Consider the following 25433-nt stretch of genomic DNA (forward strand, 5'->3'; position numbering starts at 1 on the left):
TTTGAAGTAGTAATGAAATTCGAGCAGATTAAAGAGTTAGAGGATGAAAAATTTCGTCGGTTAACAGGAGTAAAGAAGCTAACATTTTCACAGATGGTGGATATTCTGAGGCATGCTGATAATCTTAAGAAATTAAAAGGTGGGCGTAAAAATAAGCTCAATTTGGAGGAACAGTTGCTGATGGCATTAGAATACCTTAGAGAATACCGTACTTATTTCCATATAGGTCAGAACTATGGGATTAGTGAAAGTTCAGCATATAAAGCTGTTAAATGGGTAGAAGACACCCTAGTTAAACACCCAAACTTTGCTCTTCTAGGTCGTAAAGCTCTAATGAAGAGTGATATGAATTATGAAGTAGTCTTGATTGATGCTACTGAGAGTCCCATAGAAAGACCCAAAAAAAACAAAAATTCTATTATTCAGGAAAGAAGAAAAGGCATACACTAAAAACTCAAATAGTGGTAGACAAGAAAACACACCAAGTAATATGTACAGATTTTTCTAACGGTAAAAAAGAGAACATTCGCTGAACTGTGTCAGTATAGAATATCATACTTTAAAATTCAACCTATCAGGGAAGAAAATATCTAGCTGCGAAACGGTCACTGCCCAATTTGGTATTGGCATATTCCATTTAGCTGTAATCTGTTTTATAGCACAAAATACCAGTTTAAACAAGGCATTTTCACTAGTAAAAGCTCCTTTTGTTTTAGTATATTTTCTGACTTGACGGTGAAAGCCCTCAATCGGATTGGTGGTATAAATCAGCTTTCTAACCTCGCCTGAATACTTAAAATAAGTTACGTCAATTCGGGATAAGGATTAGTAAAAATGCTTTAGCTATAACTAATACAAGATTTTGGATATGTATAAATTGCATTTCTGTGAATTCATACATTAATTGCTCTTCGTAGTGTATATATGTCTGCTATTTTGACTAATCCTTATCCCGAATTAACGTTTATTCGTAAGTTTATATGAAAGAGGATTAAAAATGGTGCATGGGATTAAGAAAAATATGCCAAATAAATTAATGGATTTAAAGGAGAAGATTATGCTAAGAAAACGTAATTTAATTGAAACAGTTTTTGATTATTTAAAGAACAAAATGAACCTTGAGCATACTAGACACAGATCACCTATAAATGCTTTTGTTCATATACTTTCTACACTAGTTGCCTATTCTCTTAAGAAAAATAAACCTTCCATAAATTGCAATTTCAACTTCCCTCTAAATTATAACCTTATCCCGAATTGACGTAATATCATAGCTGGTTTGGTAAATAATAAGCCGATAGCCCCTTTTGTGTTTAATGGAACTTGTAATACAGAACTATTTAATAATTGGGTTGAGAAGTTTTTAATTAAAGAATTAAAAGCAGGACAGGTTGTATACTACTCATAAATGAAGAGTTGCAAAGACAGGAGAGATATTATAAAGTTTAGGACATTATGAGAAAGAATGTATTGACAGAAGAACAAAGAGAAAAGTTGAAGGAACGTCATAAGACAGAACGAGACGGACGCATACGTGATCGTATTAAGGCAGTTTTGATGTATGACGATGGGTATAGTAATGTAGAGATTGCTAAGGTACTACTCTTGAGCCACGAAGCGATAAGAAAACATATTGTTGATTATCAAAAAGCCAATAAGCTTGCTACCGACAATGGAGGTAGCACAAGCAAATTAAGTGATGGTGATAGGGCAGAATTAGTGACTCACCTAGAAGCAAATAATTATGTTTATGCTAAAGATATCATGCATCACATTGAGAACAAATATGGGGTGACATATACGATAACGGGAGTAACAAAATTACTATACAAACTGGGTTTTGTTTACAAGAAGCCGAAAGTAGTACCGGCTAAGCTGGATTTTGACAAGCAAGAATTATTTAAGTTAAACTACAGTTTACTAAAAGGGAATCTCAGAGATAAGGAAGCCATATATTTTATGGATGGTGTTCATCCTCAGTATCAAGCAAGGGCAAGGTGCGGTTGGATAAGAAAGAACCAAGATAAGACCTTACCAACATTCAGTGGCTGGAGAAGAAAGCACATGATTGGTGCTATTAACCTAGCCGATTTACAGTTAGTAAGCACAGAGAACCCCAAAATAAATGGGGAGCAGATAGTTAATTTTCTACAAAGGTTGGAAGAGGAGAATAGTGACAAGGAAAGAATATATTTAATTTGTGACAATGCTAGTTACCACAAATCCAAGAAAGTTAAGGAATACCTAGTAAATACTAAAATAGAGCTAGTATTTTTGCCACCATATAGCCCAAATCTTAACCCAATTGAGAGATTATGGAAGTTTATGCACAGTATTACAACTAATAATAAATTTTATCATAATTTTGAACAATTTTCGGAAGCAATAAAGTATACTTGCAGCAAAACTGCATAACTTTATCTAATTTTTTTGCTAGTATGAATTTTTTATACATTTGGGTTCCTACTATGCAAATACCATCAATTACTATTGAGCAAGTAGCTCAGCAATTTAAAGCTTGGCGTCAAACTAAAACTAACAAGTTTGATCCCATACCAAACCATCTAAAGGAATTAGTTCACCAATTACTCCATCATTATTCTTACCAAGAGATAGCTAAACATCTTAATATTAATAAAGCAACAATTAGTTCAATTAAAAAAGCCCATGAACCTACCCTCAAAACTTCTCCTGTCTCAGCTTCAAATCAAGCTCTACAACAAAATATTAATTTTGTCCCATTTCAACTAGTAAATTCTATAGCTACTGATCCTGTAGCGAACCCCAAACAAAATCACTATACTTGTCACATTATTAAACCAAATGGTACCAAGCTTATTATCCAAACACTAGAGCCAAAAACCATAATTCAGACATTTCTATGCTGCAACTAACCCCGGCGTTAGTTATTTTTGTTGCCACTATTGCCATCGATTTTCGCAAGGGTATAGATGGCTTAATCGCTGTTTGTAGACAAAAACTTTCTTCTGACCCTCTTAATGGTTCCTTGTTTTTATTCTATAATAAAAACAGAACTGCCATTAAAATTTTGTCCTTTGACGGTCAAGGCTTTTGGCTATGCTCTAAACGCCTATCCAAAGGTAAATTTACGGCAAAACTCTTCCCTTCTGATAATTTATCTTATCAGATTTGCCATAGAACCTTATACATTCTTATTCATAATGGCGATCCTAGTTCTGCCAAACTCTCTAATGATTGGCGTTCTGTCATTTAAGCTGCTGTCTTGATTAATTCCGTATTATTCATATATCTTGCATAGGCAAAAGGGCTATAATTCGCAGGATGCTTCTTTGCTTTGCTACTCTGCTCTTGTAGCCAATTTAAATATTTAAAGGCATTGATCTCGTTCTCACTACAAGTCTTTACTATACTATATAGACCACTATGTATCTCAGCACTATTGATTGTTTTAAAGAATAATGAATTCTTCCTTTGTAAAATAATGGTACGCAGTGATCTCTCAGCCCAATTATTATCAAGACTGCTAACTGGAATTTTTAAAAATTGGGTCAAACCTTCTTTATTATTTAACCAATATCTCATAACTTGTCCAAGCCTACTATTAGGCTCAACTTTCTTGTCGTTAAATAATTCGTCTATTTTGTTATATATGTTTTCTATATATTTACTGCTATGTTCCTGATGATACCCCAGTTTTTCTTCAGGGCTCATCTCTTTACATTGATGTTCATTGTGGTAAATACCACATGTTTGTTTGAGAAAATATCCGCATTCTTCAGGGTAATATAGTTCATTCTCTGTAAATTTTCTCTGACCATGTGACAAACAATTGATCATCACTATTATTGCTAGTAATTCTTTATCTGCTTCTGATAATACCGGGTTATTATTGTTACTTGCGTCAGTCATTAATTGGATAGAATCTGTTCTATTCTTACGATTCTTTAGTACGTTACCAATATTCTCCCCGCCATGCTTATTACCTGTAAAATATAAAACTATCACCTCATTATTTGTAGTCTTAGCACATATAGTAGTAGTATAACAGCTGCGTCCTTTCTTATTTTGAGTACGTAATTTTTTATTGGCTATAGTAATTTCTAAAATCCTGGCTCTAGTATCATCAAGATTCAGTGAATTACATTCGGCAGCCATTTCCAATAATACCCCGTAAATCTCAGCTCCACCACCTTCTTGCCAAACATCTAAATATTGTTGCCACAACGAACTATATGCTACAGGAAACCCACTTAAACTTTGCAACCTAGATAAACGGTAGAAAGGAGTACCATAGGTCTTTTGTAACACTATTGCACTTCTGCTACTATTTGTCCATTTGTTGATATTTTTATTGTTCATAACTTTATAGTCGCAAGCATTACAGCGTAGCGTTTTCTTTACATATCTGTTGACTGTAATTGGAGCGTTACCTGTGAATTGTAGCAATTTTCTAGCTTCACTATTATATAGTTTGCCATTATAGCAGTGAGGACAGCTATCACCACTACAAAAATTCTCAGGAGCTAAATAGCTGGTATTCGCATCCTTATAATCATCAAACCCATATTTACCTTGCCAATTACTACGATCTATCTTTTTGGGCTTATCGCACTCTTCTTCATTACCACCATTCCCGTTATCAGATTCACTTGGCGGTTCTTTTAATGAATCTGAACTATCTTTTTTTTGTTATCTGCCTTAAAACCAATCAGCATTTCCTTAAGCTTATTTATACTGATATTTGATGATGCTAGCTTGTCTATTAGTTCGTTACAAAATTTCACAAGTTCTATTATCGCTTGCTGATCATTTCCTGTTAATGAATTTGCCTTAATATGTTGTATTAGTTCTTCTCGTTCTTCAGCACTTAAGGTCGCTACTTTTGGCTTTTGCATTTCGATTAATTATCATTATTGTTAATATTTCAGATGTTATAATATGACTGGTACTTTTTCAACTAGTTTTTTTATTAATCGGTGATATTTGCATAGTAGAAACCCAAATTTATAAAATAAATTTATACTAGCAAAAAAATTTAATAGTGTTATGCAGTTTTGCTGCAAGTATACGGAATACCTAGTAAATACTAAAATAGAGCTAGTATTTTTGCCACCATATAGCCCAAATCTTAACCCAATTGAGAGATTATGGAAGTTTATGCACAGTATTACAACTAATAATAAATTTTATCATAATTTTGAACAATTTTCGGAAGCAATAAACAAATTTTTTAGCAACATCGGCGATTATAAAGATAGGTTACGTACCTTAATAAACGATAATTTCCAGACTATTACCGTTAACCATTTTTGCAACTCTTCAGGTTAATTGAGTATAGTACTAGATAATGCTAGTTTCCATAAATCAAAGAAGACGAAAGAATTAATAGAATCAGTAGGTTGTAAGGTTATTTTTTTACCCCCATATTCACCAGACTTAAATCCAATAGAAAAATTTTGGGCTAATATGAAAAAATGGATTAAAAATAAGATAACAGAAACTAGTAAATTATTCGAAGCTATTTCTATGTTCTTTGTCACCTAATTCAATGTATTTTACTATAGCAACTTTATACGCTCAAGTTTCGTTAACCATGTATTTCCGTCTACGCTGTGTACGGTCATTGTTTCCCTCTCACATTCTTACTTTTCTGCTAGCCCTTCGCTCCACTCCCATTACGGAGTTTCATCACTACTATGGCTAACTCAGCCATCCTTACACCATCTCCAAAGCCTCATGTTTCGGCACTTGTACTTTGAATACTTACTTAATTAAGTAAGAGTTATAAGGACTTCTCAAGTTGTGTCATTAATCTCTACAAACTCGCTGACGCCTGCGACCCCGGTGATTAAATACTTTCGGATTTGCTAGTTATAACCTCCAGTATTCTATTGCTTACTACCCTGTATAAAGTATCAGCTCTCACTACTACCGACTATTTCGGGGCTATCACGTTCACCTTTTGGTTTCGGCTCGATTGTTTCGCTGTCTACGCTTTACTACTGTCGTTACCTTCAGCAGCACAAGACTCGCTATATGGTGGAGCTAGCTACTCCTTCCATAACAGGACTTTCACCCATAAGATTAATGCACCTTTTCTTGGCACACACACAAAAAAAATTATTGACTCTCTGAGGTTGCAGAATAAAGTATAAACAGATTGTTTGTAATGACTATAATATTCCCTAGTTTCAGTAATTTTAGCAGAAATAGTAGCTATTATTGATATAACAAAACTCCGTAATAATGATAAAACGATAGGTGCATTATCTTTCCGAATTGTTGATTTATCTTCCATAAATACCCTGTCTTTTACCCAATTTAAATTATTCTCACAACTCCAGTGTTTTCTATTTAAATCCAATAACATTTCAGCAGAAGCACTGCTACTTAAGCTTGTAATCATGTAAGCCATTTCTTCAGTATAATTTTCCTTGTTTTTTTGCTCACGCCTTCTAGTAATTCTACATAATTGCTTTATATGTCTGTGACCATTTAGATATTCCCAAGGCATATCTATTACTTCTATTTTTCGTTGTTCAATACGACCATGATTATATTCAACATCTTTCTCAAAAGTTCGTACATTTTCCTGCTTGCTATTGCTAAAAGCTTGCTCTGTTGCTCGCAACAAATTTGCTTCATTGCCCTTTAAACATATAGCAAAATCAGCACCTTGTTGAATTATTTCTTCGCATATATCTGAGTGGTCAAAGGCTGTGTCAGAGTGATAGTTGCCCTTTGTATGTCAAATTTTTGTAGTATTTCTAACATTGCTTTATTTTCGTCTTTATTCAATATTTCTTCAAAACTAATTACGCACTTAGTTTTATTATTAAAACCAGTTAAAACTTGTATTGCTCTATTCTCTAAATCATTACTACCTCTCAGAGTTTTACCATCTATATGCACTTCCTGAAACTCCATAGTTTCCTTTATTCCGCTAATTACTTTTACAATCGCATCATGTAAATCCTTTGGATTCATCTTACGTAACATTATAGTTAACGTACTATAACATGGCGTAATGCCATCATAAAAACCTAAATTCTGTAACAGTTTTTTACTTAAAAATTTCTTAAATCTTGCTATAGACGCTATGCTATTACAATTACACAACAAACCTGCAACAATTAACCGCAATATCGCTGCTAAATTATACCTTTTCCCACGCATGTTTCTTGGATCTTTGACTTCTGATAAAAAGTTTGTTACAGTCATAAATGCTCCGTTATTTGTAGTTGAAAATCTTTTGACGGAGCATTTTACATAATTGTTTATCTTTTACAACTATTCATTGCATCTGATCTTTACTATTACCTTCTCTCCTTAAATACCTTGTTTCCTAGGAGTCTGTCGGACTTTACTCAAATGAGAGGAAAAATCACAATTTTAAGTATAATATATAGTATGGTTTTTCTAAAAATTTACTAATTCTTGCTATTTATATATGTATTATTGAAATATATTATCATCTATTGGTTACTAGAAATGCACTTTTTTAACAAAGTCCGACAGACTCCTAGTTTTGGTTTTATTATCTTTTGATTCAAATTCATTTTTACCTCCATTTAATAATCTGTTTATTTTATCAAATGTAAGATTAAATCCCAACTACTTCACTATAGCTAAGATAACAAGCTATAAAACTATTTCGCAATCTTTAGCAGCAAGAATCACTTGTTGACTCTGCTACACCAAGTAAATTGTTGGTAAATTCTTCATTTACCAAGTCATAATTGCAATGATTAGGCTGCTGCTGTACTTTGGTGATAAACTCTTGTCTTTGAGTAGTAGCATCAGTCTTACTTTTCTCTAAAGCCCCATTCTTAAAATTGTTATCCTCACTTAGGCTGAATGCACGGAAATAATATTTGTAGGCGTGATCAGGTAAACATATAGAGTCGAGATACTCAGCATATTTTATCATTATATCGGGATTTTCTTGATCTTGTTTTAGCCATTCTTTAAAACATACCTGTATCTTATATGCACTATTAGCTACTTTATAGCACTCAATCGCCTTACCATATTCACCTTTGTTAAAAAATAGCTGACCCATTTTGTTATATATTTCTGGATGTAGATTACTATTGGTCTCTATAGCTTTTACATAGTAACACAATGCCAGATTTTCGCCATTCTTTTCAGCGATACTAGCTAAGCGACTATAAGCTATAGCCTTAAGATTCTTGCAGGCAGGAGAGTCCTGATAATTCTCTAGATACTTTACAGCTTTATGATAATAATTTTGGTCAAGTTTATCCTCATCAATCTTCAAATTACTAACTTGCTTCTCAAGATTTTCTGTTACTGTAGCATAGCAAGTTGTTATTGACTCTGCAATATTTACATGATCAGGTAATTCTTTGTCACAGACCTTAGCAAAAAATTTCATATATTCATATTGCTGTTGCAAGCAATAACCATACTCTTGTATATGATGCTGAAGCTGAACATTACCAGGTTCAGCATATTCAGCAAAAACCTCCACTGCCCCCTGCAATATTTCTATGGCCTTTGGTATGCTTACTATTTGAGCACAGTCAAGTGCTTTTTGCAATTTTGATAGTAAGTCTAGCTCTGAAAAATATTCATCTTTGTTATGTTTTGTCAGTCTGTTATTATAATGAATTGATGATGGAACCCAATCTTTAACAAGATGATACTTTTCGGAAAATAGGTTGTGTGGATTGATATTTAAGCAGTTAGTGGCATCAGCGATAGCGTTAACTATTACTTCTAATAGATTACTAAAATTACTACTCGCAGTAGCGAATAGATGAGCTGAACACTCCATAGCTTTCTTCGAAATAGTAATATTGACCATATCACCTTTAACTTCAGAATATCTGGAGAATGAATCTATTGCCTTAAGTAAATTATGGGTTACTACTTCACCTTCGTCAACTGGTTTATGGAACAGATGTATTGAGCCAGCCTTTTTAAGCTTATCAATCAGATCCTTACACTGCTTTTTTGCTCTTGGAAACTCTTGTAATGTGTTATTATTTTGGAATGCTGCACTCATATAGTATTGGATATTCTGAATATTTATGCCGTTGTCTACATGGGTAAATACTAAAGATATGCTGTCATATATATCTTCAATATTCCTAAAACTTTTTACAAAATTATGTAGTGTTTCAAGGAAATCGTTGCCTCTTTTATTACAGCTATCAAAAACTGATGCAGGTATCACTAACACAAGTTTTAGTTGTTCTGTGGTTTCAAAGAGCCTTTTAATATAAAAGCTGTTAGCAATTTCCTGTACAGGATCGGTATCATTAAAGCCAGGGCAGTCCCAAATGGTTATGCCTTTAGTGAGATCAAGACATTTATTAGGAATCTTAGTTTCGGAAGCCAGTTTATGACCAATGATAATATCCTTAGATGGATGCACCGCATCAATAAGTAACTTGCCACCGTTTATATCCCTGATTGCTTTCAGGTCTTTGCCACCAAGCAAGTGGGCGAGTGTACTCTTACCAGCCCCAGTATTACCAACCAGCAGAATTCCTACTGTGGTACGTTCCTGCAGACAGTCATTACCATCTCGGATTAGTTCTGATACTTGCTTGATAGTAGTATGATCATCCCTATCAAACTGATTATTCTTCTTTGCTGCCTTATGATTATCCCTGTCTGCTGTCTTAAACATATTTTGTATATATTTGCTCACTTTTGCCTCCTTTATATATTTTAATTTAGTTGTTTCTTTCTCAGTTTTCTCTTGGTCTCTAAAATTTGCTTGTTTCTTAAGTTTCTCAGACTCTTGTTGTCTTGCCTGCTTAGTTATTTGTTGGGTTATGGTATCTTGCCTAGCTTTTTCAGCTGCCACTACTTCTTGTTGCTGTTTTAGTTTTTTAGCCTCTTGTTTTCCTTTTTCAGCAAAGTCTTTATTAATCTGTGAAGGTTCTGCTAGAACCTTTACACCAGCATCTCCTATTTTGTTCCATTCTCGGATTAGACTTGATACTGGTCTAGTAGTCTTGTCATCATTATCAGGTTTCTTATTCCCGTCTGCTACCTCAAATGATTTCACAACTAGTATATTTGGGGTATATTCTTTTGCTTCCTCTATAGCTTTTAATCTAGCCGCTTCTTTGACTGCCGTATCCTCCTCTTGTTCTTTAAGTTTTGCCTGCTGCTCAAGTTCCTCAGACTCTTGTTGCCCTACTTGCTCAGCTATTTGTTGTGCTAGCACCTCTTGTTTGACTTCTTCAGTTGTTGCTGCTTCTTGTTGTTGTTTTAGTTCTTCGCCTTCCTGTTTAACTTCTTCAGTTGTTGCTGCTTCTTGTTGTTGTTTTAGTTCTTCGCCTTCCTGTTTAACTTCTTCAGTTGTTGCTGCTTCTTGTTGTTGTTTTAGTTCTTCGCCTTCCTGTTTAACTTCTTCAGTTGTTACTGTTTCTTGTTGTTGTTTTAGTTCTTCGCCTTCCTGTTTAACTTCTTCAGTTGTTGCTGCTTCTTGTTGTTGTTTTAGTTCTTCGCCTTCCTGTTTAACTTCTTCAGTTGTTACTGTTTCTTGTTGTTGTTTTAGTTCTTCGCCTTCCTGTTTAACTTCTTCAGTTGTTGCTGCTTCTTGTTGTTGTTTTAGTTCTTCGCCTTCCTGTTTAACTTCTTCAGTTGTTGCTGCTTCTTGTTGTTGTTTTAGTTCTTCGCCTTCCTGTTTAACTTCTTCAGTATGGTCTCTATTAATCTTTAAGGTTTCTGCTATATTCTTCGCTTCAGCTTCTCCTATCTCATTACCTACAAGGTTAATAACAGTAATAAATTTATTAATCTTTAAGGATTCTAGTAAATATTTTGCTCCAGTATCTCCTATATGATTATTACTAAGGTCAAGAGTAGTAATAGATTTATTATCCTTTAATGCTTCTGCTAGTTCCTTTACTTCAGTATCTCCTATCTGGTTATTACTAAGGTCAAGAGTAGTAATAGAGTTAGTTGTTATTTGTCGTATAATTTCTTCTAAGTTCATTTTTCCTCTCTCTATATTATAGGTCAAAAGTAATCAATACTTAATAATAGTTACGAATGAAGTACTATTATTCCATCTCTGTATAGCTGATATTAATCTAGTCTTTTATCTCATAGTCCAAGTCAGTTCTTAAATTGATTATCATAATCTTCTAATTTTTCTTCACCTTTATGGTACTCTGCCACCATTTTTAAAAGTTTTATGCTCCCCCCTTTATGGAAACAAATCTTGTTCATACGAGTCTTAAATTAGCTGGTAGAGCGACTGGTCACCCAAATCGCCCCCCATTTAGAACCATCGTACCCTATTAAGGCAATAGGCTCAGGATAAATTCATTCACCTAATTATAAACTAGGCTAAGAGAGTAGACGCACCAGTCACCCAGTACGCCCCTCGTTAGAACCATCATCGTGCGGTTTTCCCGCAATGGGTTCAAGATAAATTCGTTCACTTCAGTAGTATCAGAAAAGTTTATGGCATACTCTCACTCTCGGAAGCGGGTTAGCTAATAGAAATAGCTGAAATTTTTCCCAAGTAAAGGACTTCTTTTGGCTTCTTCGGTTTAGCCATTTAAACATGATCTGCACTGTACGGTACAAGAAAGTCTCTATTCTTTTTATATTAAAGCTCACACCATAATATTGAATATGACCCTCTAGTTTGATACAGAATTTCTGCCATATTGTTTTGAGCTTATATTGATTTCGAACCTCTTTTGCCCACTGGTTAACCTTCTTAAGTTTTGACCTCATTCTTTTTCCTTCAGTCTTTAATTTTGGTATTTTAATCCCCGTTTGAGATTTACCAAAGTAGAATGTAAAACCTAGGAAGTTAAATGAAGTCTTATATTCACTCTTACGGTCAAAGGTTACTAGCTTTGTCTTTTCCTCGTTCATTTTTAACGTGAATTTAGTAAGACGTTTGGCCAAAGCTGTCTTGACCCTTAATGCGTCACTTTCATATTCACAGCAGATACAGAGATCATCACAGTAGCGAAATAACTTTACTTTACCTTTGCAATGTGTTTTAACTACTTCTTCAAACCATTGGTCTATAGCATAATGAGCTAGGATATTTGCTAAGATCGGACTGCAAATCGACCCTTGCACCGCCCCTTCTTCACTAATAGTCATTTCTCCATTTGCCATGACACCTGATTTTAGCATTCTGATGATGTATCTAATAAGACGATTGTCTTTGATCTTCATCTGTAATATTTTAACCAGTTCTTGGTGATCCAAAGTTCCGAAAAAATTCTCCAAATCTACGTCAATGACTGTTTGAACTGATCTAGTATATAGGTAATGCCTTAACTTCTTAATTGCATCATGGCAGCTTCTACCTTGTCTGAACCCGTAGGAACAGTCCAAGAATAAAGGTTCATATATGCTTTCTAGAATTCGTTGCATCATCTTTTGCACTAGTTTATCCTCAAAATTACTAATTCCTAGACTACGAAATGCACCTGACTTACCTTCCTTAGGAATTGATACTTGCCGTATCGCTGCCGGTCGGTAGCTCATTTGTTTCATATTAGAAATTAGCTTTTTCAAGTTATCGTCTAGATTATGACCATAGCTCTTCTTATCTACTCTGTCTATCCCTACTGCTTTATTGCCATCTAATTGGTAAAAGCAGGTTTTTAATGATTCTTCGTTGAAGTGGTGCATCAAGCACCTGAATTCTTTAGTTGAATCATTTTGGGATAGAAAAGCTATCCTTTCCAGTTTAGTATCCGTTATTGATTGAGTTTCAGTTGTACTCATAACGTTTCCCTTTTTAAGGTTGATCTTACCCCCTAGCCTTCCCTCCATCGGCATTACCCGACCTCATCAGTACTATGCTAGATCTGACTTCTTTATCACCGTTTCAACTCCCTTGCTTTTATACTTGTCGGTCGATACTCATTTTTTTTATGAGGGTGATAGAGATATCCCAAGTTCATTCATAAACTTTAATAACATGCCATGCTCTATGACTCCGAGAGTGCTACACTTAACTTCCCATTTAACGCTAAGTATAGTTTTGTCTTCTAGTAGAGAAAAACTATCGACCACTCTTCATGTAACTTTAACGGAGCTCCATCACTTCAACCTTTCGGCTTACGGCCTATAATATTTCTGTCTACGCTTAACTGACTTTGTTACCAAAATCAGTTCAAGACTCGATACATAGTGTGCTAGGTCAACACTTCTATGGCTGCTCTTTCAACAGCTAGCTTATTTACACTTCGTGGCGTACCTATGATAAAATTAAAAACCTTTATTATTAAAGCAAATACACTTTATATAGTATAAGATATATTTCTGTATGTAAAGTATTTTTATAAAGAATTCGTAGGAATATTAAATTTAGTGGTAATTATGCATTGATGAGGATAAACTTGACCAAAATTATTATCATAATGATTACATAATTAGTTGCAGATTGTAACCAGCCATTGTAAAAATTCCTTTGCTACTAAGCGTATATAACTCATAAAATATACTAGGAATGCGAGTTTAGGATAAGAGCGAATGCTGATTAACAGAAATAACTGATTTTAATCTAAGTTTTTTAATAGCATATCCTACAACACAAGCCAAAATATGGACTAAAAAATTAACAGGCGATCTATTCCTTGAATGCTCTAGACACATGTTATTTTTTAGTACATTGAATACTGATTCAATTAGAACTCTCTTTTTTAACAGTTCTTTATCTTCTATTTCAAGTAAATGTTTCTTCATATCTTTGCGAATACTAGTAAATAAACGTAAGCTTTTTGTTAAAAATTTGTTAAATAGCTCCTTTGATATATAAGCCTTGTCACCAAATAATTTGCCTTCTAATCCTTGAGTCATAGATAAAACAGTAGAGATATCACTTCGGTTTCCTTTAGTAATTTTAACTGCCATTATCTCTCCTTTACTGTTAATAATTAAATGTAATTTAAATCCCATAAACCATCCATAGCTACTCATACCAATCCTAGCAATTCTACCAAATACTTTATTACTTTTTGTCCGTTTATCATGGCAAATTGCTAATTTAGTAGAGTCAATGAAATATATCCCTGTATCTTCTCCTCTTAATAATTGCATTAATAATGCTAATGGCAATATTAGTTTAGGCCATAACTGAATTATTCGACTATAACTTACGTCAATTCGGGATAAGGATTAGTAAAAATGCTTTAGCTATAACTAATATACTACTCATAAATGAAGAGTTGCAAAGATAGGAAAGATATTATAAAGTTTAGGACATTATGAGAAAGAATGTATTGACAGAAGAACAAAGAGAAAAGTTGAAGGAACGTCATAAGACACGTCAATTCGGGATAAGGGATAAGAAAGAATAGTGTAGATATAAGAGTTGCAAGGAGTTAATGCCTGTGATAAATGTTTTTGTGGAAAAAGAAATAAACACAGGCATGAAAAAAGATATCACAGAATTATATAGTTTTATAGACGATTTTTGTAAAATTTACTATGAATACGAAAAAAAGAAATTATTACCAACAGAAAAACAAAGGAATCGCCGTTGTGATATGAGTTTAAGCGAGATTATGACAATTATGGTAATGTATCATACTTCTTATGCTAAAAACTTTAAATATTTTTATAAGACTTGTATAGAATATATCCACAAAGGTGATTTCCCAAAAGCATTGAGCTATAACCGTTTTGTCGAGTTAATGCCTAGATTGTTTGTCCCACTTAATATTCTTATGCATTTGTTATTTGGCGAGGAAACAGGTAGTTATTTTATTGATGCAACGACAATCAAGGCTTGCCATAATAAAAGGCGATATAGTAATAAAATATTTAAGGGGCTAGCAAAACATAGCAAATCATCAATGGGTTATTTTTATGGGTTCAAGTTACACTTAATTATTAATGAAAAAGGACAATTTATAGCATTAAAAATGACTAAAGGAAACGTTGATGATAGGATTCCAGTACCTGAGTTAACAGATGGTTTAACTGGAGTTATGTATGCAGATAAAGGATATATTAAGCAAAACTTATTCGTCAGTTTATATGAAAGAGGATTAAAAATGGTGCATGGGATTAAGAAAAATATGCCAAATAAATTAATGGATTTAAAGGAGAAGATTATGCTAAGAAAACGTAATTTAATTGAAACAGTTTTTGATTATTTAAAGAACAAAATGAACCTTGAGCATACTAGACACAGATCACCTATAAATGCTTTTGTTCATATACTTTCTACACTAGTTGCCTATTCTCTTAAGAAAAATAAACCTTCCATAAATTGCAATTTCAACTTCCCTCTAAATTATAACCTTATCCCGAATTGACGTATACCATGATAATTGATCCACCCCTTTGTAGCTCTAATGACTTGCAATAATATCTGTTCTTTGCCCCTCTCATTAAGGTGACTTCGTAGATATTCTCTTAGCCCTTTAAGCTTCTCGGTAAATCGATCTTTCCTTGTGGTATATTTTAATCTCCATATGTTACCAAACCTTGATTTACCCCAATAGCAAGTAAAGCCAAGAAAATTATAACTCTTGATCTTCTTACCTTGCTTAGCTAAGTCCTCAGCATGGTATCTACCGGACTGAATCATCTGCGATTTAGCTTCATTGATGTTCAAGCCATACTTGTTTAATCTTTTGGGAAAAACCTCATAAAACTTCCTCGCGTCTTCTTCATTCTCAAAGACGAACACCATATCGTCACAATACCTCACCATTCCAGTTTGCCCTCTTATGTTTTCCTTGCTGATTTTAGCAAACCAACAGTCAATAACATAATGTAGGAAGACATTTGCCAAAATTGGTGATGTTTTAGACCCTTGGCGGCATCCTTCCTTGTTAGTAACTGTAATGCCGTTTTCTATAATTGGTGTTTCCATCAGTTTCATAACTAGTCTTAGGAATCTTTTGTCAGATATTCTCTTTCTTAGGAATCCCATCAACTCGGAATGTTTGATTGAATTGAAACACTTAGTTATATCAATTTCAACTACAGCTCCTTTATTGAAGTTATACGTAAGTCTATTCAACTCCTTAAGTGCATCATGGGCGTTTAATTTAGGTCGGAATCCATAGGAACACTTTAAGAATATTGGCTCAAACACAGAGTTTAGTATCTTGCTTACTGCAGACTCGATTATCTTATCTTCGAAACATGATATTACCAAAGGTCTTTTGCCTCCATCTTCTTTCGGAATTAGCGTTATTCGTGCAGGTTTAGCTTGATATTGCCCCTTGCGAATTCTAGTAAGGAGCGAGAGCAAATTTGCTCCCAACTTCTTACCATAAATCGCTTTGGTTATACCATCTATTCCTACAGCTTTCTTGCTATCGAGTTCCTTATATTGTTCTTCTAACATCTCTAAATCAATAATATGTCCAAGATTATTAAACTTTATGTCTTGATTTTGCGATGATAGCAACTTTATACGCTCAAGTTTTGTTGACCATGTATTTCCGTCTATGCTGTGTACGGTCATTGTTTCCCTCTTACGTTCTTACCTTTCTGCCAGCCCTTCGCTCCACTTCCATTACGAAGCTTCATCACTACTACAACTGACTCAGCCATCCTTACACCATCTCCAAAGCCTTATGTTTCGGCACTTGTACTTTGAATACTTACTTAGCTCAGTAAGAGTTATAAGGACTTCTCAAGTTGCATCATTAATCTCTACAAACTCGCTGACGCCTGAGACCCCTGGTGATTAAATACTTTCGGATTTGCTAGTTATAACCTCCAGTATTCTGTTGCTTGCTACCATGTGTAAAGTATCAGCTCTCACTACCAATTTTATTTCGGGGCTATCACGTTTACCATTTGGTTTCGGCTCGGATGTTTCGCTGTCTACGCTTTACTACTGTCGTTACCTTCAGCAGCACAAGACTCGCTATATGGTGGAGCTAGCTACTCCTTCCATAACGCGACTCTCACCCGTAAGATTAATGCACCTTATCTTGACGCACACACAAAAAAAATTATTGACTCGAATTTTCATAAAATTTCTTGATACTTCAATACATATAAGTTGGTGTTGGGTAAGTACTGGTTCAGCACTACCTGTATTTCCCAACCCTTCAAGAAAATAATCAATATTTTTATCTAATGCCTTGGCGATAAGCATTAATCTACCTGTGGATATTCTATTAATGCCTTTTTCATATTTTTGTAATTGTTGATGGGTTACTTCAATTAAATCAGCAAGTTGTTGCCGTGCGTAACCTTTTGCCAATCTCAAAGAATAAATTTTTTCTCCAATAAGTTGATCAACTTGCTTTATGTATTGGTTTTTTCTTGCCATTCTATTTTCCTTGATAAAACATCGTTATAGATTTGTATAATATACTCCTGAAACACCATTAAACAAGTACTATCACCTAGCTTAGCCCCTACAATAGTGTAATTGCTAGATTTTTCTATGACCTTAAGTCAACACCTCTCTAAACATTTTGTTCAGTTTTTAAAAATATATTAATGTAAATATTATAGCTATAGATTAGTAGTGACATTTTAGTTTAATAGTTTATTATGAACTATATGAATATAAAGGGAGTAGCTGTCTATTTATACAACAATAAAATGCAAAAATATTCATCTTTTTCAAAAAATATAATAAATTCCTAGTAATATTCTAATTTTTAGTTTAACTTGTATAGCGATTTAAAATATTATAGTTTTTTATGGAAGATATAAATTGTTGGCAGTCAAAGTATCAATCTTGCGAATATTCTGACAGGTTGATGAATAAACTTTATCAAATGAATCAGGAAGTGAATCGACCTATAGATTTGGAAGAAGTAAGGAAAGGCATATATTATGCTAAGAAATATCATGGCAGCCAAATGCGGCAGTCAGGAGAGCCTTATTACTCTCATCCAATAGAGGTAGCATATATGATTTCTGATTATCTTTATCGCACTGACATTATTGTTACCAGTATACTGCATGACACCATTGAGGATACAAAACTTAGCGAAAAGATGATTGCCTATATCTTTGGAGAGCAGGTTGCTAGTCAAGTAGAAGCTTTAAGTAGGAACAAACCCCACGGCAAGATTAGCTCGGCGGAAACATTAGATATATTACTTCAACAAGAAAAATATGATGTGGCTTTGATTAAATTATTTGATCGGACTCATAATATACAAACTCTAGAAACTAAATCACCGGAGAAAGCAAAAAAAATTATAATAGAAACCCTTAGTAGGTTTATGAGCCTTAGTATGTGTTTTAATACACCAACAATTGAGCAAAATTTTGCAGAATTATGTTCTAAAGTAATACATACTTATTATAAAACTAATAACTATTAGTCACAGTTATATTCTCCAGCTTTGCAAAGTAAAATATCCCAAATCCATAACTTATTACTATAGGCAACATAATACATAATATTCCTATCTGCCCCATATATTTTGTACAATATATGAAACCAAAAGATGTAACAATAGAAATTGTGGCATGTGCTAAGGCGTATACAATACTACTATAAGTAAAACGTTTAAAAATAGGGAAATATTTATAAAAAATTGCACTAGCTGGAGCTGAGTCAGGTGCAAATAACACGATCAATAGTTGTATTATAAATAAATGTATAGGAGTGCTGACCCTATAAAGAAAATAAGGGCAAAATATTATAAAAGTAGAGAAAATTATCCACCTGACTTTAATAATCTTTAAAGGGTATATTCTATAACTTAAATACGCTAATACTAGCGTAGTGAATAGCTGTATTATTGAAATAAGAAAGTTATGATAAATAATATCTCCAATGCCATAACCAAAAGAATTCCTGAGTATATTACCACAATAAAAATACACAAAATATGTTGGTACTGGACCAGCACATTGAATTAAAAAATAATAGAATACTGTTTTTTTCTGGACTTTCTCTTGTAAAATCGGATCACCTTTTAATATTTTTTTATCAATAAAGTGGTTATCAAAAAATGTTTTTAATCGCAATTTTGCACTAGCAAATTCTTGTGCTTCTCTTAAGTTAGTTCTAGCAACTGTACCTATAGTGGCAATTATCATTCCAAACCAAAAAAGATAACGCCAATTAAATCCATAGTTAGTAATTAAAAAACCAAAACCTAATGCAACCATTGACCCCAAGGAGGCACAAACCGTAATCAACGTTACAACTGGATATTGTATTGGTGGTTTTGTTATTTCCATTAAATATAACTCTGCTCCCACCCTCTCACCTAAGGAAGATATACCTTGTACTGCACGACATATACTAATAATCCATGAAGCCGTAATTCCAATTTGTTCATAAGTTGGTAAGGTAGCCATAACAAAACACGAGGCTGCCATCATAAAGGTTGTAACAATGATAGTTATTTTCCGACCAATAGTGTCTCCTATCCAACCAAACAGCAATGCTCCAAATGGTCTAAAAACAAAAGTGATACTATATGCAATTGCAGTAAAAAAAAAGGCAGAATCCGGATCATTTTGGGGAAAAAACAGACTATTGAGTAAAACTGCCATATGTACATATAACATCAGATCAAAATACTCTAAGAATGTCCCGATCGACAGCAACCCGACAGCTTCTTTTTGTTCTCTAGTTAGGTTGGTCTGAGTGTAAATAACTCTGCCATCTTCTCGTACAAATTTGCTCATATTAGTGTTTAAACCCTTACTTTATGTTATCAATATTTACCTATTATTACCTAGCCTTTGTTGCCAAATCAATGTTTGATTGAAAATAATTTTCTCTCTTCTTCTCCAACTTTTCAAAATGTAATAGCCCGTATGCGAACCCCACAATTGTAGGAATCATAATAACCCATAATCCCCAATAGCCAAAATGGTTAACAAGATAAGTGAAGCCAAAAGCAGTAATAACAGATACGAAAGCACGTGATATAGCGAATATAATGCTAGCACAGGTGAAACGTTTAAATACAGGAAAATTCCTATAAAAAATTGGTATAGCAGGGCCTAAACATTCGTTAAATAAAATGATAAAGAGTTGAATTAAAAATAACTCAAACGGAGAATGAAGATTATTCAAAAAATATGGACAAAATATGATAAAAATAGAAAATATTATGAGTATAATTTTTATGGTTAATAGTGGATATATTTTGTAACTTAAATAAGATAATATTGATACGACCAAAAGCTGTATTAGACATATAATAAAATTATGATGAATAACCTCAGCAATTGTATAACCAAAGTTAGTTTGTAAAATATTACTACAATATATATAAATAAAATAAAAACCTACAGGTAAAGCACATTGTAAGAAAAAAAGAGCTAATATTGTTTTTTTATTAACTTTTTCTGTCCAAATAGGATTGTTTACTAAAGTACTGCTATCTGTATTAGTTTCTGCAAAAACTTTTTTTAGTTGACGTTTGGCATCAGCAAATTCTGGTGTTTCTCGTAGCCTCGTTCTTGCAACAAAACCAATCAGTGCAATTACTGCACCTATCCAAAATGCTGCACGCCAGTTAAAACCATGAATAGTAACAAGTGAGGCAATCGCTAAAGCACCTAAGGCTCCTAGGGAAGCAAAAACTCCTAATGATCCGACAATTGCATATTGGGCTGGTGGGTTAATCGTTTCCGTTATATAAAGTTCAGCAGCTACTATTTCGCCCATAGAAGACATGCCTTGCATAACACGGCAGATGGTTACTATCCAAGCCGCTGTAACCCCTATCTGGGCATAGGTAGGAAGATTAGCCATGACAAGACATGATACAGCCATCATAAAAGTTGTAATAATAACGGTAGATTTACGCCCTATATTATCACCTAACCAACCAAATATTAATGCCCCAATAGGTCGAAAAACATAGGTTGAACAAAAGGCAAAAGCCGTCATTAAAGAGGCTGTGTGAGGATCAGCAGATTCAAAAAATAGTTTATTAAGCAATACTGCCATATGTACATATAACATCAGATCAAAATACTCTAAGAATGTCCCGATCGACAGCAACCCAACAGCTTGTTTTTGTTCTCTAGTGAGACTGGTTTGGGGATAGATAACTCTGCCGTCTGCTCGTACAAATTTGCTCATATTAGTATTTAAACCCTTAAGTTATATTATCTAGAATTGTATTAAAAAAACCCTATACCAATTTGACATAATGGGGAACGATTTGTTGAGATTACATAATTTCAGATTCCTCAGAGTTAGAATAGGCTTCAGTTATTTTTAATAGCTTGAAGCAATTCCTGTAACTGAAGGTACTCTTGTTGTCTTGCTGCTAAATACTTAGCACTTTCTTTCTTAAACTCTGCATATTGTTTTTCTAATCTCAAACCTTCTTGGTATAATTGAGTCAATCTTTCAGAACCTTCCATATTTTCTCCTTATGATTATGGATTGTAAGTTTGGTGTCATAATACTACAAACTTTAGACGTAGCTTTGGTATGTTAGGTATATGGTTAGGGGAAATAGTTGATGACTTATTATTTCACTCGTTTTACCATATATTACTTATTGTTTAGCTAACTTACCTTACAACTAAAACCCCCTATACCAATTGGCATAGGGGATGACGATTTATGGAATTGATACTACATAATTTCACAACAGACATGAAGCTTAGTACTTCCAATTAGTGAGGTATCTTTTTCCGAGTCAAACGACGTATCAGGAGTTTCGTACGAATCATTAAGCTGAGAAGAAGATGCTCCCTGATGTGAGTGAAATTGTTGACAATGCGATTCTAATTGTTTATCAGCCCAAACTGAAGCAGACACAACAATTTCTGCATCCTTATTAGGATATTTTGCGGTGATTGTCTTAATAGCATTAACCCATTGCCCTGCCTCTGAAAAAACATCGGTATAGACTCGTGTAGCATCCGTCTTAAATATGTTTAAACAAGTAGGATTACCTAGCTTAGCCCCTACAGCTACTAATAATTTATACTTATATTCATTCTTTTCTATCCCAACCCATCACGATGAAAATAAGCAAGAGCAGCAGCAGCCTCTGCCTTGCCAAATAACAAAGCCTCGTGTAGATCACTACTTATCGTTTTATAAAATTCTGCAGCTCTTGGTAACCCATACTTCTCTTGTACAATCTCCGTTTTACCAATTTGGATTACAGCATAATCATACAAATTATTAGCTGTCTTCAATAACTTTTTTTCTGAGTCTATATAATTTGCTGTTTCAAGCAAAATTGACGATTGCAGCTCTTTCGGTTTTGGCTGTTTTTTAACAGCCTCTTTTAATTCTTCTTTCTCTGCTTTTAATTTTGCATCATAAGCACATAATTCATCGTAATGTTTATGTGCTGCTTTCTGATGCCTATATAATTCTCTCTCTATTTGTTCTTTATTTTTGATGAAAGGTCTTAATTTACTTTCATCAATATCTTTACCTTTCAGATTTTCATCACTAAGATAATCAAACAACTCATTGTGTTTTATAGTTTCTTCCTTAGTTTCCTTTATACGCTCAACTATATCTACTTTAAATTTTTCATGTTGTTTTGTTAACATAGAGCCTTCTTGATGAAACTGTGCTAATAACCGCTCAGCTTCTAACCTCTCAGCCTCCTTTTCTAAAATAGCTACATGTTCTTCCCATTTAGTTGCTTCTTCTCTATTTCTTTCCAATATTCCTGAATTACGAACTTGCTCAGCATTCTCCTCTTTTTCAACAACAAGCTCTTGTAATTTTTTCAGTCTTGTTTGTATCTCCGGTGGAAGATCGCTACTTAACAAGCTATTGATGATATTATTGATTCTTGCTAATTCAGCCGGGTTAGTAGAGTAAAGTTGCGAGCTGATATCACTAATCATATACTCAATTACACTCTTAAACAGATCAAGACTTACCTTGTCTTTTTCCTTCCCCTTACCTTTATCCCCGTCATCAAAATCATCAGCCATTTTATATTTTGCCATGCTAATAGGTTGATTTACGTTGCCATAATTTTAATTAGAATCAATTCTAAAATAATAGTCAAGTATTTTTTAATTATAAATATTATTATTTTTTAACTATTTTCTCTGCAAAGATTATTTTTAATAATTTATTAGGATGCGATGCAGTTTTGATAGTCAACATCTCTTTGATCTTAAGCCTATATTTTTACCAAATATCTCTGTTTCCCCTTTTAATTTGTTTATAGAACCGTGATATTGTTACAACCAAGATTTATTATTTCAATTTTCTGTATTATTTTATCTTGCTATCGTTCAACCAAATCATCAGTATCTATAAACTAATAAATATATAAGGTGATAAATGCTAGGAAATTACGTCAATTCGGGATAAGGATATTGAGAACATGTAGATTAAAATCAAATTTTGTTGAAGGTTTATTTTTCTTTAATGAATAAGCAACAAGAGTAGATAATATATGGACAAAGGCATTTATTGGTGATCTATGTCTAGTATGTTCAAGGTTCATTTTATTTTTTAGATAATCAAAAACTGTTTCAATTAAGTTACGCTTTTGAAGTAAGATTTTTTCTTTCAAATCCATTAATTTATTTTCCATATTCTTCTTAATTCCATGAATCATTTTTAAGCCTCTTTCATATAAATTTAAGAACAAATTTTGCTTAATATAACCTTTATCAGCTGCTATAATTCCAGTTAATCTTTTTGTTAACTCCGGTACTGGAACCCTATCATCTACATTGCCTTTGGTCACTTTTAATGCCATAAACTCCCCTTTATTATTGATTATTACATGTAATTTAAAACCATAAAAATACCCCATAGAGGATTTACTATGTTTGGCTAATCCTTTAAAAACTTTATTGCTATAACGCCTTTTATTGTGACAAGCTTTAATCGTTGTAGAGTCAATAAAATAAATACCTGTTTCTTCACCAAACAACAAATGAATCAACATATTTAGCGGTATGAATAATCGTGCCATTAATTCAACAAATCTATTATAACTCAAGGCTTTAGGGAAATCATCCTTATGCATGCACTCTATATAACTTTTATAGAAAAATTTAAAATTCTTAGCATAGGATGTATGAAACATAATTATTATTGTTAACATTTCACTTAAACTCATGCTACAACAGCGATTTCTCTGCTTATTTGATGGTAATAACTTTCTCTGTTCATACTCCAAATAAATTTTACAAAAATCATCTATAAAACTATATAATTCTGTGATATCTTTTTTCATGCCTGTAGTTTGTTTTTTTGTTTAAAAATATAAATACTGCAGGCACTCCTTTTTGACAATCCTTTTATCTATTACTATTTCATCTATATCTTATCCCGAACTGACGTAAATTATAAAGAACAAATAAGCTTAACAAAAGAACAGAAAGAAGCTGTAGGACTACTATCAATCGGTAGTTTCTTTGAATATTTTGACTTGATGCTTTATGTACATATGGCAATATTGATGAATGAGTTGTTTTTTCCAAAAACTGATCCTCATACGACAAATCTTCTTGCAGCTACTGCCGTTTGTTCGACATTTGTCTTACGTCCCATAGGTGCTTTGATTTTTGGCTGGATTGGGGATAATATTGGACGTAAAACACGTTAATTCGGGATAAGGATTAGTAAAAATAGCAGACATATATACACTACGAAGAGCAATTAATGTATGAATTCACAGAAATGCAATTTATACATATCCAAAATCTTGTATTAGTTATAGCTAAAGCATTTTTACTAATCCTTATCCCGAATTGACGTAATTAGTAAATTTTTTATTAAGCAAAAAATGTGCTGTTCATAGAGCACATGCCCAAAAAATAAAGTACTTTATAAGATCACTTGGTACTCGTGCTAAAACTGATTCTGTAGATGCTCAAGCTTTAGTAAAATATGGACAAGAAAGGCATAAGGAATTATCTTTACAACAAAAACCTGATCAAAAAATGAGCAAGCTAAAAATATTTTTATCTCGTCGTGATGATTTAGTAAAATTGCAGACTCAAGAGAAAAATAGGATGGCAGGACCTAATAATGAGATGATAAAGATAGTATAGAAGATTTATTGTTATGTTTATCCAAAGCTATAAAGAAATTAGAAGAAGAGATAGCCGAGTTAACAACCGATGAAAAGACTGTAGAACAGCTTGAGGTATTGGAGACAGTACCCGGTATTGGTAAGGTTGTTAGTAAAGTTTTATTAGCATTTTTACCAGAGATTGGTAAGGTTGATCGGAGGCAAATAGCTAGTTTAGTCGGAGTAGCCCCACATCCTAAGGATAGTGGACAATATAAAGGGTATCGTTCAGTTAGTGGTGGTAGACAAAATGTACGAAGCAAATTATTTACTGCAGCAATGGCAGCAGCTAAATCAAAGAGCAAGTTAGGTGAATATTATAGAGACCTAATTGCTAGAGGTAAAAAGCCTATAGTTGCCATTACTGCTTTAATGCGTAAAATTATTGTCATTGCTAATGCAAGGGTTAGAGATTATTATTTAAAATCGGCAAAGACTTGATAAAAATTTAAACCTATATTTATTTAAATTTTTATCAAGTCGTGCTTTATTGCGAAT

The 25433-nt window shown here is 33.4% G+C and carries 22 protein-coding genes and 5 pseudogenes; 12 read left to right on the plus strand and 15 right to left on the minus strand.

Annotation, left to right across the window (positions count from 1 at the left end):
- Positions 1–12: 12 nt before the first annotated feature.
- Positions 13–530, plus strand: a pseudogene (locus ACN1AG_RS00300) (transposase family protein); the annotation flags it as partial.
- 22 nt (positions 531–552) lie between these two features.
- Here the strand turns inward: ACN1AG_RS00300 and ACN1AG_RS00305 are convergent.
- Positions 553–801 (minus strand): annotated as a pseudogene (locus tag ACN1AG_RS00305) (transposase); the annotation flags it as partial.
- Between the two features lie 163 nt (positions 802–964).
- Here ACN1AG_RS00305 and ACN1AG_RS00310 point away from each other — a divergent pair.
- The 4 genes and pseudogenes from ACN1AG_RS00310 to tnpB all read left to right on the plus strand — a co-directional run.
- A pseudogene (locus tag ACN1AG_RS00310) lies at positions 965–1261 on the plus strand (transposase); the annotation flags it as partial.
- Between the two features lie 194 nt (positions 1262–1455).
- Positions 1456–2415, plus strand: coding sequence for an IS630 family transposase (locus ACN1AG_RS00315; RefSeq protein ID WP_417905062.1), 960 nt, complete (start codon positions 1456–1458; stop codon positions 2413–2415).
- 53 nt (positions 2416–2468) lie between these two features.
- A complete protein-coding gene (locus tag ACN1AG_RS00320; RefSeq protein WP_417905063.1) occupies positions 2469–2894 on the plus strand; it encodes a hypothetical protein in 426 nt (141 codons plus the stop codon).
- Positions 2882–3235: an IS66 family insertion sequence element accessory protein TnpB gene (gene tnpB / locus ACN1AG_RS00325; RefSeq protein WP_417905064.1), complete on the plus strand. Its 354-nt coding sequence runs from the start codon at positions 2882–2884 to the stop codon at positions 3233–3235. The genes ACN1AG_RS00320 and tnpB overlap by 13 nt, the downstream gene beginning before the upstream one ends.
- On the opposite strand, the gene ACN1AG_RS00330 is transcribed toward tnpB, so the two are convergent.
- Complete coding sequence (locus tag ACN1AG_RS00330; RefSeq protein WP_417904494.1) at positions 3232–4341, minus strand: IS66 family transposase; 1110 nt, start codon at positions 4339–4341, stop codon at positions 3232–3234. The genes tnpB and ACN1AG_RS00330 overlap by 4 nt on opposite strands.
- A 302-nt stretch (positions 4342–4643) precedes the next feature.
- Complete coding sequence (locus tag ACN1AG_RS00335) at positions 4644–4877, minus strand: hypothetical protein (RefSeq protein WP_417904495.1); 234 nt, start codon at positions 4875–4877, stop codon at positions 4644–4646.
- A 151-nt stretch (positions 4878–5028) separates the two neighbouring features.
- Between ACN1AG_RS00335 and ACN1AG_RS00340 the strand changes: the two genes are divergently transcribed.
- Entirely contained in the window at positions 5029–5310 is a 282-nt protein-coding gene (locus ACN1AG_RS00340) for a transposase (RefSeq protein ID WP_417905065.1), read from the plus strand.
- A 6-nt stretch (positions 5311–5316) separates the two neighbouring features.
- Positions 5317–5526 (plus strand): annotated as a pseudogene (locus tag ACN1AG_RS00345) (transposase); the annotation flags it as partial.
- A gap of 505 nt (positions 5527–6031) precedes the next feature.
- Here the strand turns inward: ACN1AG_RS00345 and ACN1AG_RS00350 are convergent.
- The 5 genes and pseudogenes from ACN1AG_RS00350 to ACN1AG_RS00370 form a co-directional block, all read right to left on the minus strand.
- On the minus strand, positions 6032–6682 hold the full coding sequence (locus tag ACN1AG_RS00350; protein WP_417905620.1) for an ISAs1 family transposase: 651 nt from the start codon (positions 6680–6682) through the stop codon (positions 6032–6034).
- Complete coding sequence (locus ACN1AG_RS00355; RefSeq protein ID WP_417905066.1) at positions 6667–7203, minus strand: transposase family protein; 537 nt, start codon at positions 7201–7203, stop codon at positions 6667–6669. Before ACN1AG_RS00355 ends, ACN1AG_RS00350 begins: the two co-directional genes overlap by 16 nt.
- A gap of 442 nt (positions 7204–7645) precedes the next feature.
- Complete coding sequence (locus tag ACN1AG_RS00360) at positions 7646–10963, minus strand: hypothetical protein (RefSeq protein WP_417905067.1); 3318 nt, start codon at positions 10961–10963, stop codon at positions 7646–7648.
- A 461-nt stretch (positions 10964–11424) separates the two neighbouring features.
- Complete coding sequence (ltrA, locus tag ACN1AG_RS00365; RefSeq protein WP_417905068.1) at positions 11425–12729, minus strand: group II intron reverse transcriptase/maturase; 1305 nt, start codon at positions 12727–12729, stop codon at positions 11425–11427.
- 735 nt (positions 12730–13464) lie between these two features.
- Positions 13465–14103 (minus strand): annotated as a pseudogene (locus tag ACN1AG_RS00370) (IS982 family transposase); the annotation flags it as partial.
- Between the two features lie 275 nt (positions 14104–14378).
- Here ACN1AG_RS00370 and ACN1AG_RS00375 point away from each other — a divergent pair.
- Positions 14379–15269, plus strand: coding sequence for an IS982 family transposase (locus tag ACN1AG_RS00375; RefSeq protein ID WP_417905587.1), 891 nt, complete (start codon positions 14379–14381; stop codon positions 15267–15269).
- Here the strand turns inward: ACN1AG_RS00375 and ACN1AG_RS00380 are convergent.
- Positions 15248–16432, minus strand: coding sequence for a reverse transcriptase domain-containing protein (locus ACN1AG_RS00380; protein ID WP_417905069.1), 1185 nt, complete (start codon positions 16430–16432; stop codon positions 15248–15250). The two genes, ACN1AG_RS00375 and ACN1AG_RS00380, sit on opposite strands and share 22 nt — an antisense overlap.
- A 408-nt stretch (positions 16433–16840) precedes the next feature.
- Positions 16841–17251 (minus strand): helix-turn-helix domain-containing protein, encoded by a 411-nt coding sequence (locus ACN1AG_RS00385; protein ID WP_417905070.1) that lies wholly within the window; start codon positions 17249–17251, stop codon positions 16841–16843.
- Positions 17252–17630: 379 nt separating this feature from the next.
- Between ACN1AG_RS00385 and ACN1AG_RS00390 the strand changes: the two genes are divergently transcribed.
- Complete coding sequence (locus ACN1AG_RS00390) at positions 17631–18263, plus strand: HD domain-containing protein (RefSeq protein ID WP_417905071.1); 633 nt, start codon at positions 17631–17633, stop codon at positions 18261–18263.
- On the opposite strand, the gene ACN1AG_RS00395 is transcribed toward ACN1AG_RS00390, so the two are convergent.
- From ACN1AG_RS00395 to ACN1AG_RS00415, 5 genes are all read right to left on the minus strand, one after another.
- Entirely contained in the window at positions 18250–19584 is a 1335-nt protein-coding gene (locus ACN1AG_RS00395) for an MFS transporter (protein ID WP_417905072.1), read from the minus strand. The genes ACN1AG_RS00390 and ACN1AG_RS00395 overlap by 14 nt on opposite strands.
- 46 nt (positions 19585–19630) lie before the next feature.
- Positions 19631–20995: an MFS transporter gene (locus ACN1AG_RS00400; protein WP_417905073.1), complete on the minus strand. Its 1365-nt coding sequence runs from the start codon at positions 20993–20995 to the stop codon at positions 19631–19633.
- Positions 20996–21123: 128 nt separating this feature from the next.
- Complete coding sequence (locus tag ACN1AG_RS00405; protein WP_417905074.1) at positions 21124–21282, minus strand: hypothetical protein; 159 nt, start codon at positions 21280–21282, stop codon at positions 21124–21126.
- Between the two features lie 591 nt (positions 21283–21873).
- Positions 21874–22845, minus strand: coding sequence for a hypothetical protein (locus ACN1AG_RS00410; protein WP_417904469.1), 972 nt, complete (start codon positions 22843–22845; stop codon positions 21874–21876).
- 359 nt (positions 22846–23204) lie between these two features.
- Complete coding sequence (locus ACN1AG_RS00415) at positions 23205–24095, minus strand: IS982 family transposase (RefSeq protein ID WP_417905075.1); 891 nt, start codon at positions 24093–24095, stop codon at positions 23205–23207.
- 198 nt (positions 24096–24293) lie between these two features.
- Between ACN1AG_RS00415 and ACN1AG_RS00420 the strand changes: the two genes are divergently transcribed.
- From ACN1AG_RS00420 to ACN1AG_RS00430, 3 genes are all read left to right on the plus strand, one after another.
- A complete protein-coding gene (locus ACN1AG_RS00420) occupies positions 24294–24467 on the plus strand; it encodes a hypothetical protein (RefSeq protein WP_417905076.1) in 174 nt (57 codons plus the stop codon).
- 211 nt (positions 24468–24678) lie between these two features.
- Positions 24679–24915 carry an IS110 family transposase gene (locus ACN1AG_RS00425; protein ID WP_417905621.1) on the plus strand — a complete coding sequence of 79 codons (237 nt, stop codon included), beginning with the start codon at positions 24679–24681 and terminating at the stop codon, positions 24913–24915.
- A gap of 8 nt (positions 24916–24923) precedes the next feature.
- Complete coding sequence (locus tag ACN1AG_RS00430; RefSeq protein ID WP_417905077.1) at positions 24924–25376, plus strand: transposase; 453 nt, start codon at positions 24924–24926, stop codon at positions 25374–25376.
- The last annotated feature ends 57 nt before the right edge of the window (positions 25377–25433 follow it).

Source organism: Candidatus Tisiphia endosymbiont of Micropterix aruncella (genome assembly GCF_965178575.1).
In the GTDB taxonomy this organism is placed as follows: domain Bacteria; phylum Pseudomonadota; class Alphaproteobacteria; order Rickettsiales; family Rickettsiaceae; genus Tisiphia.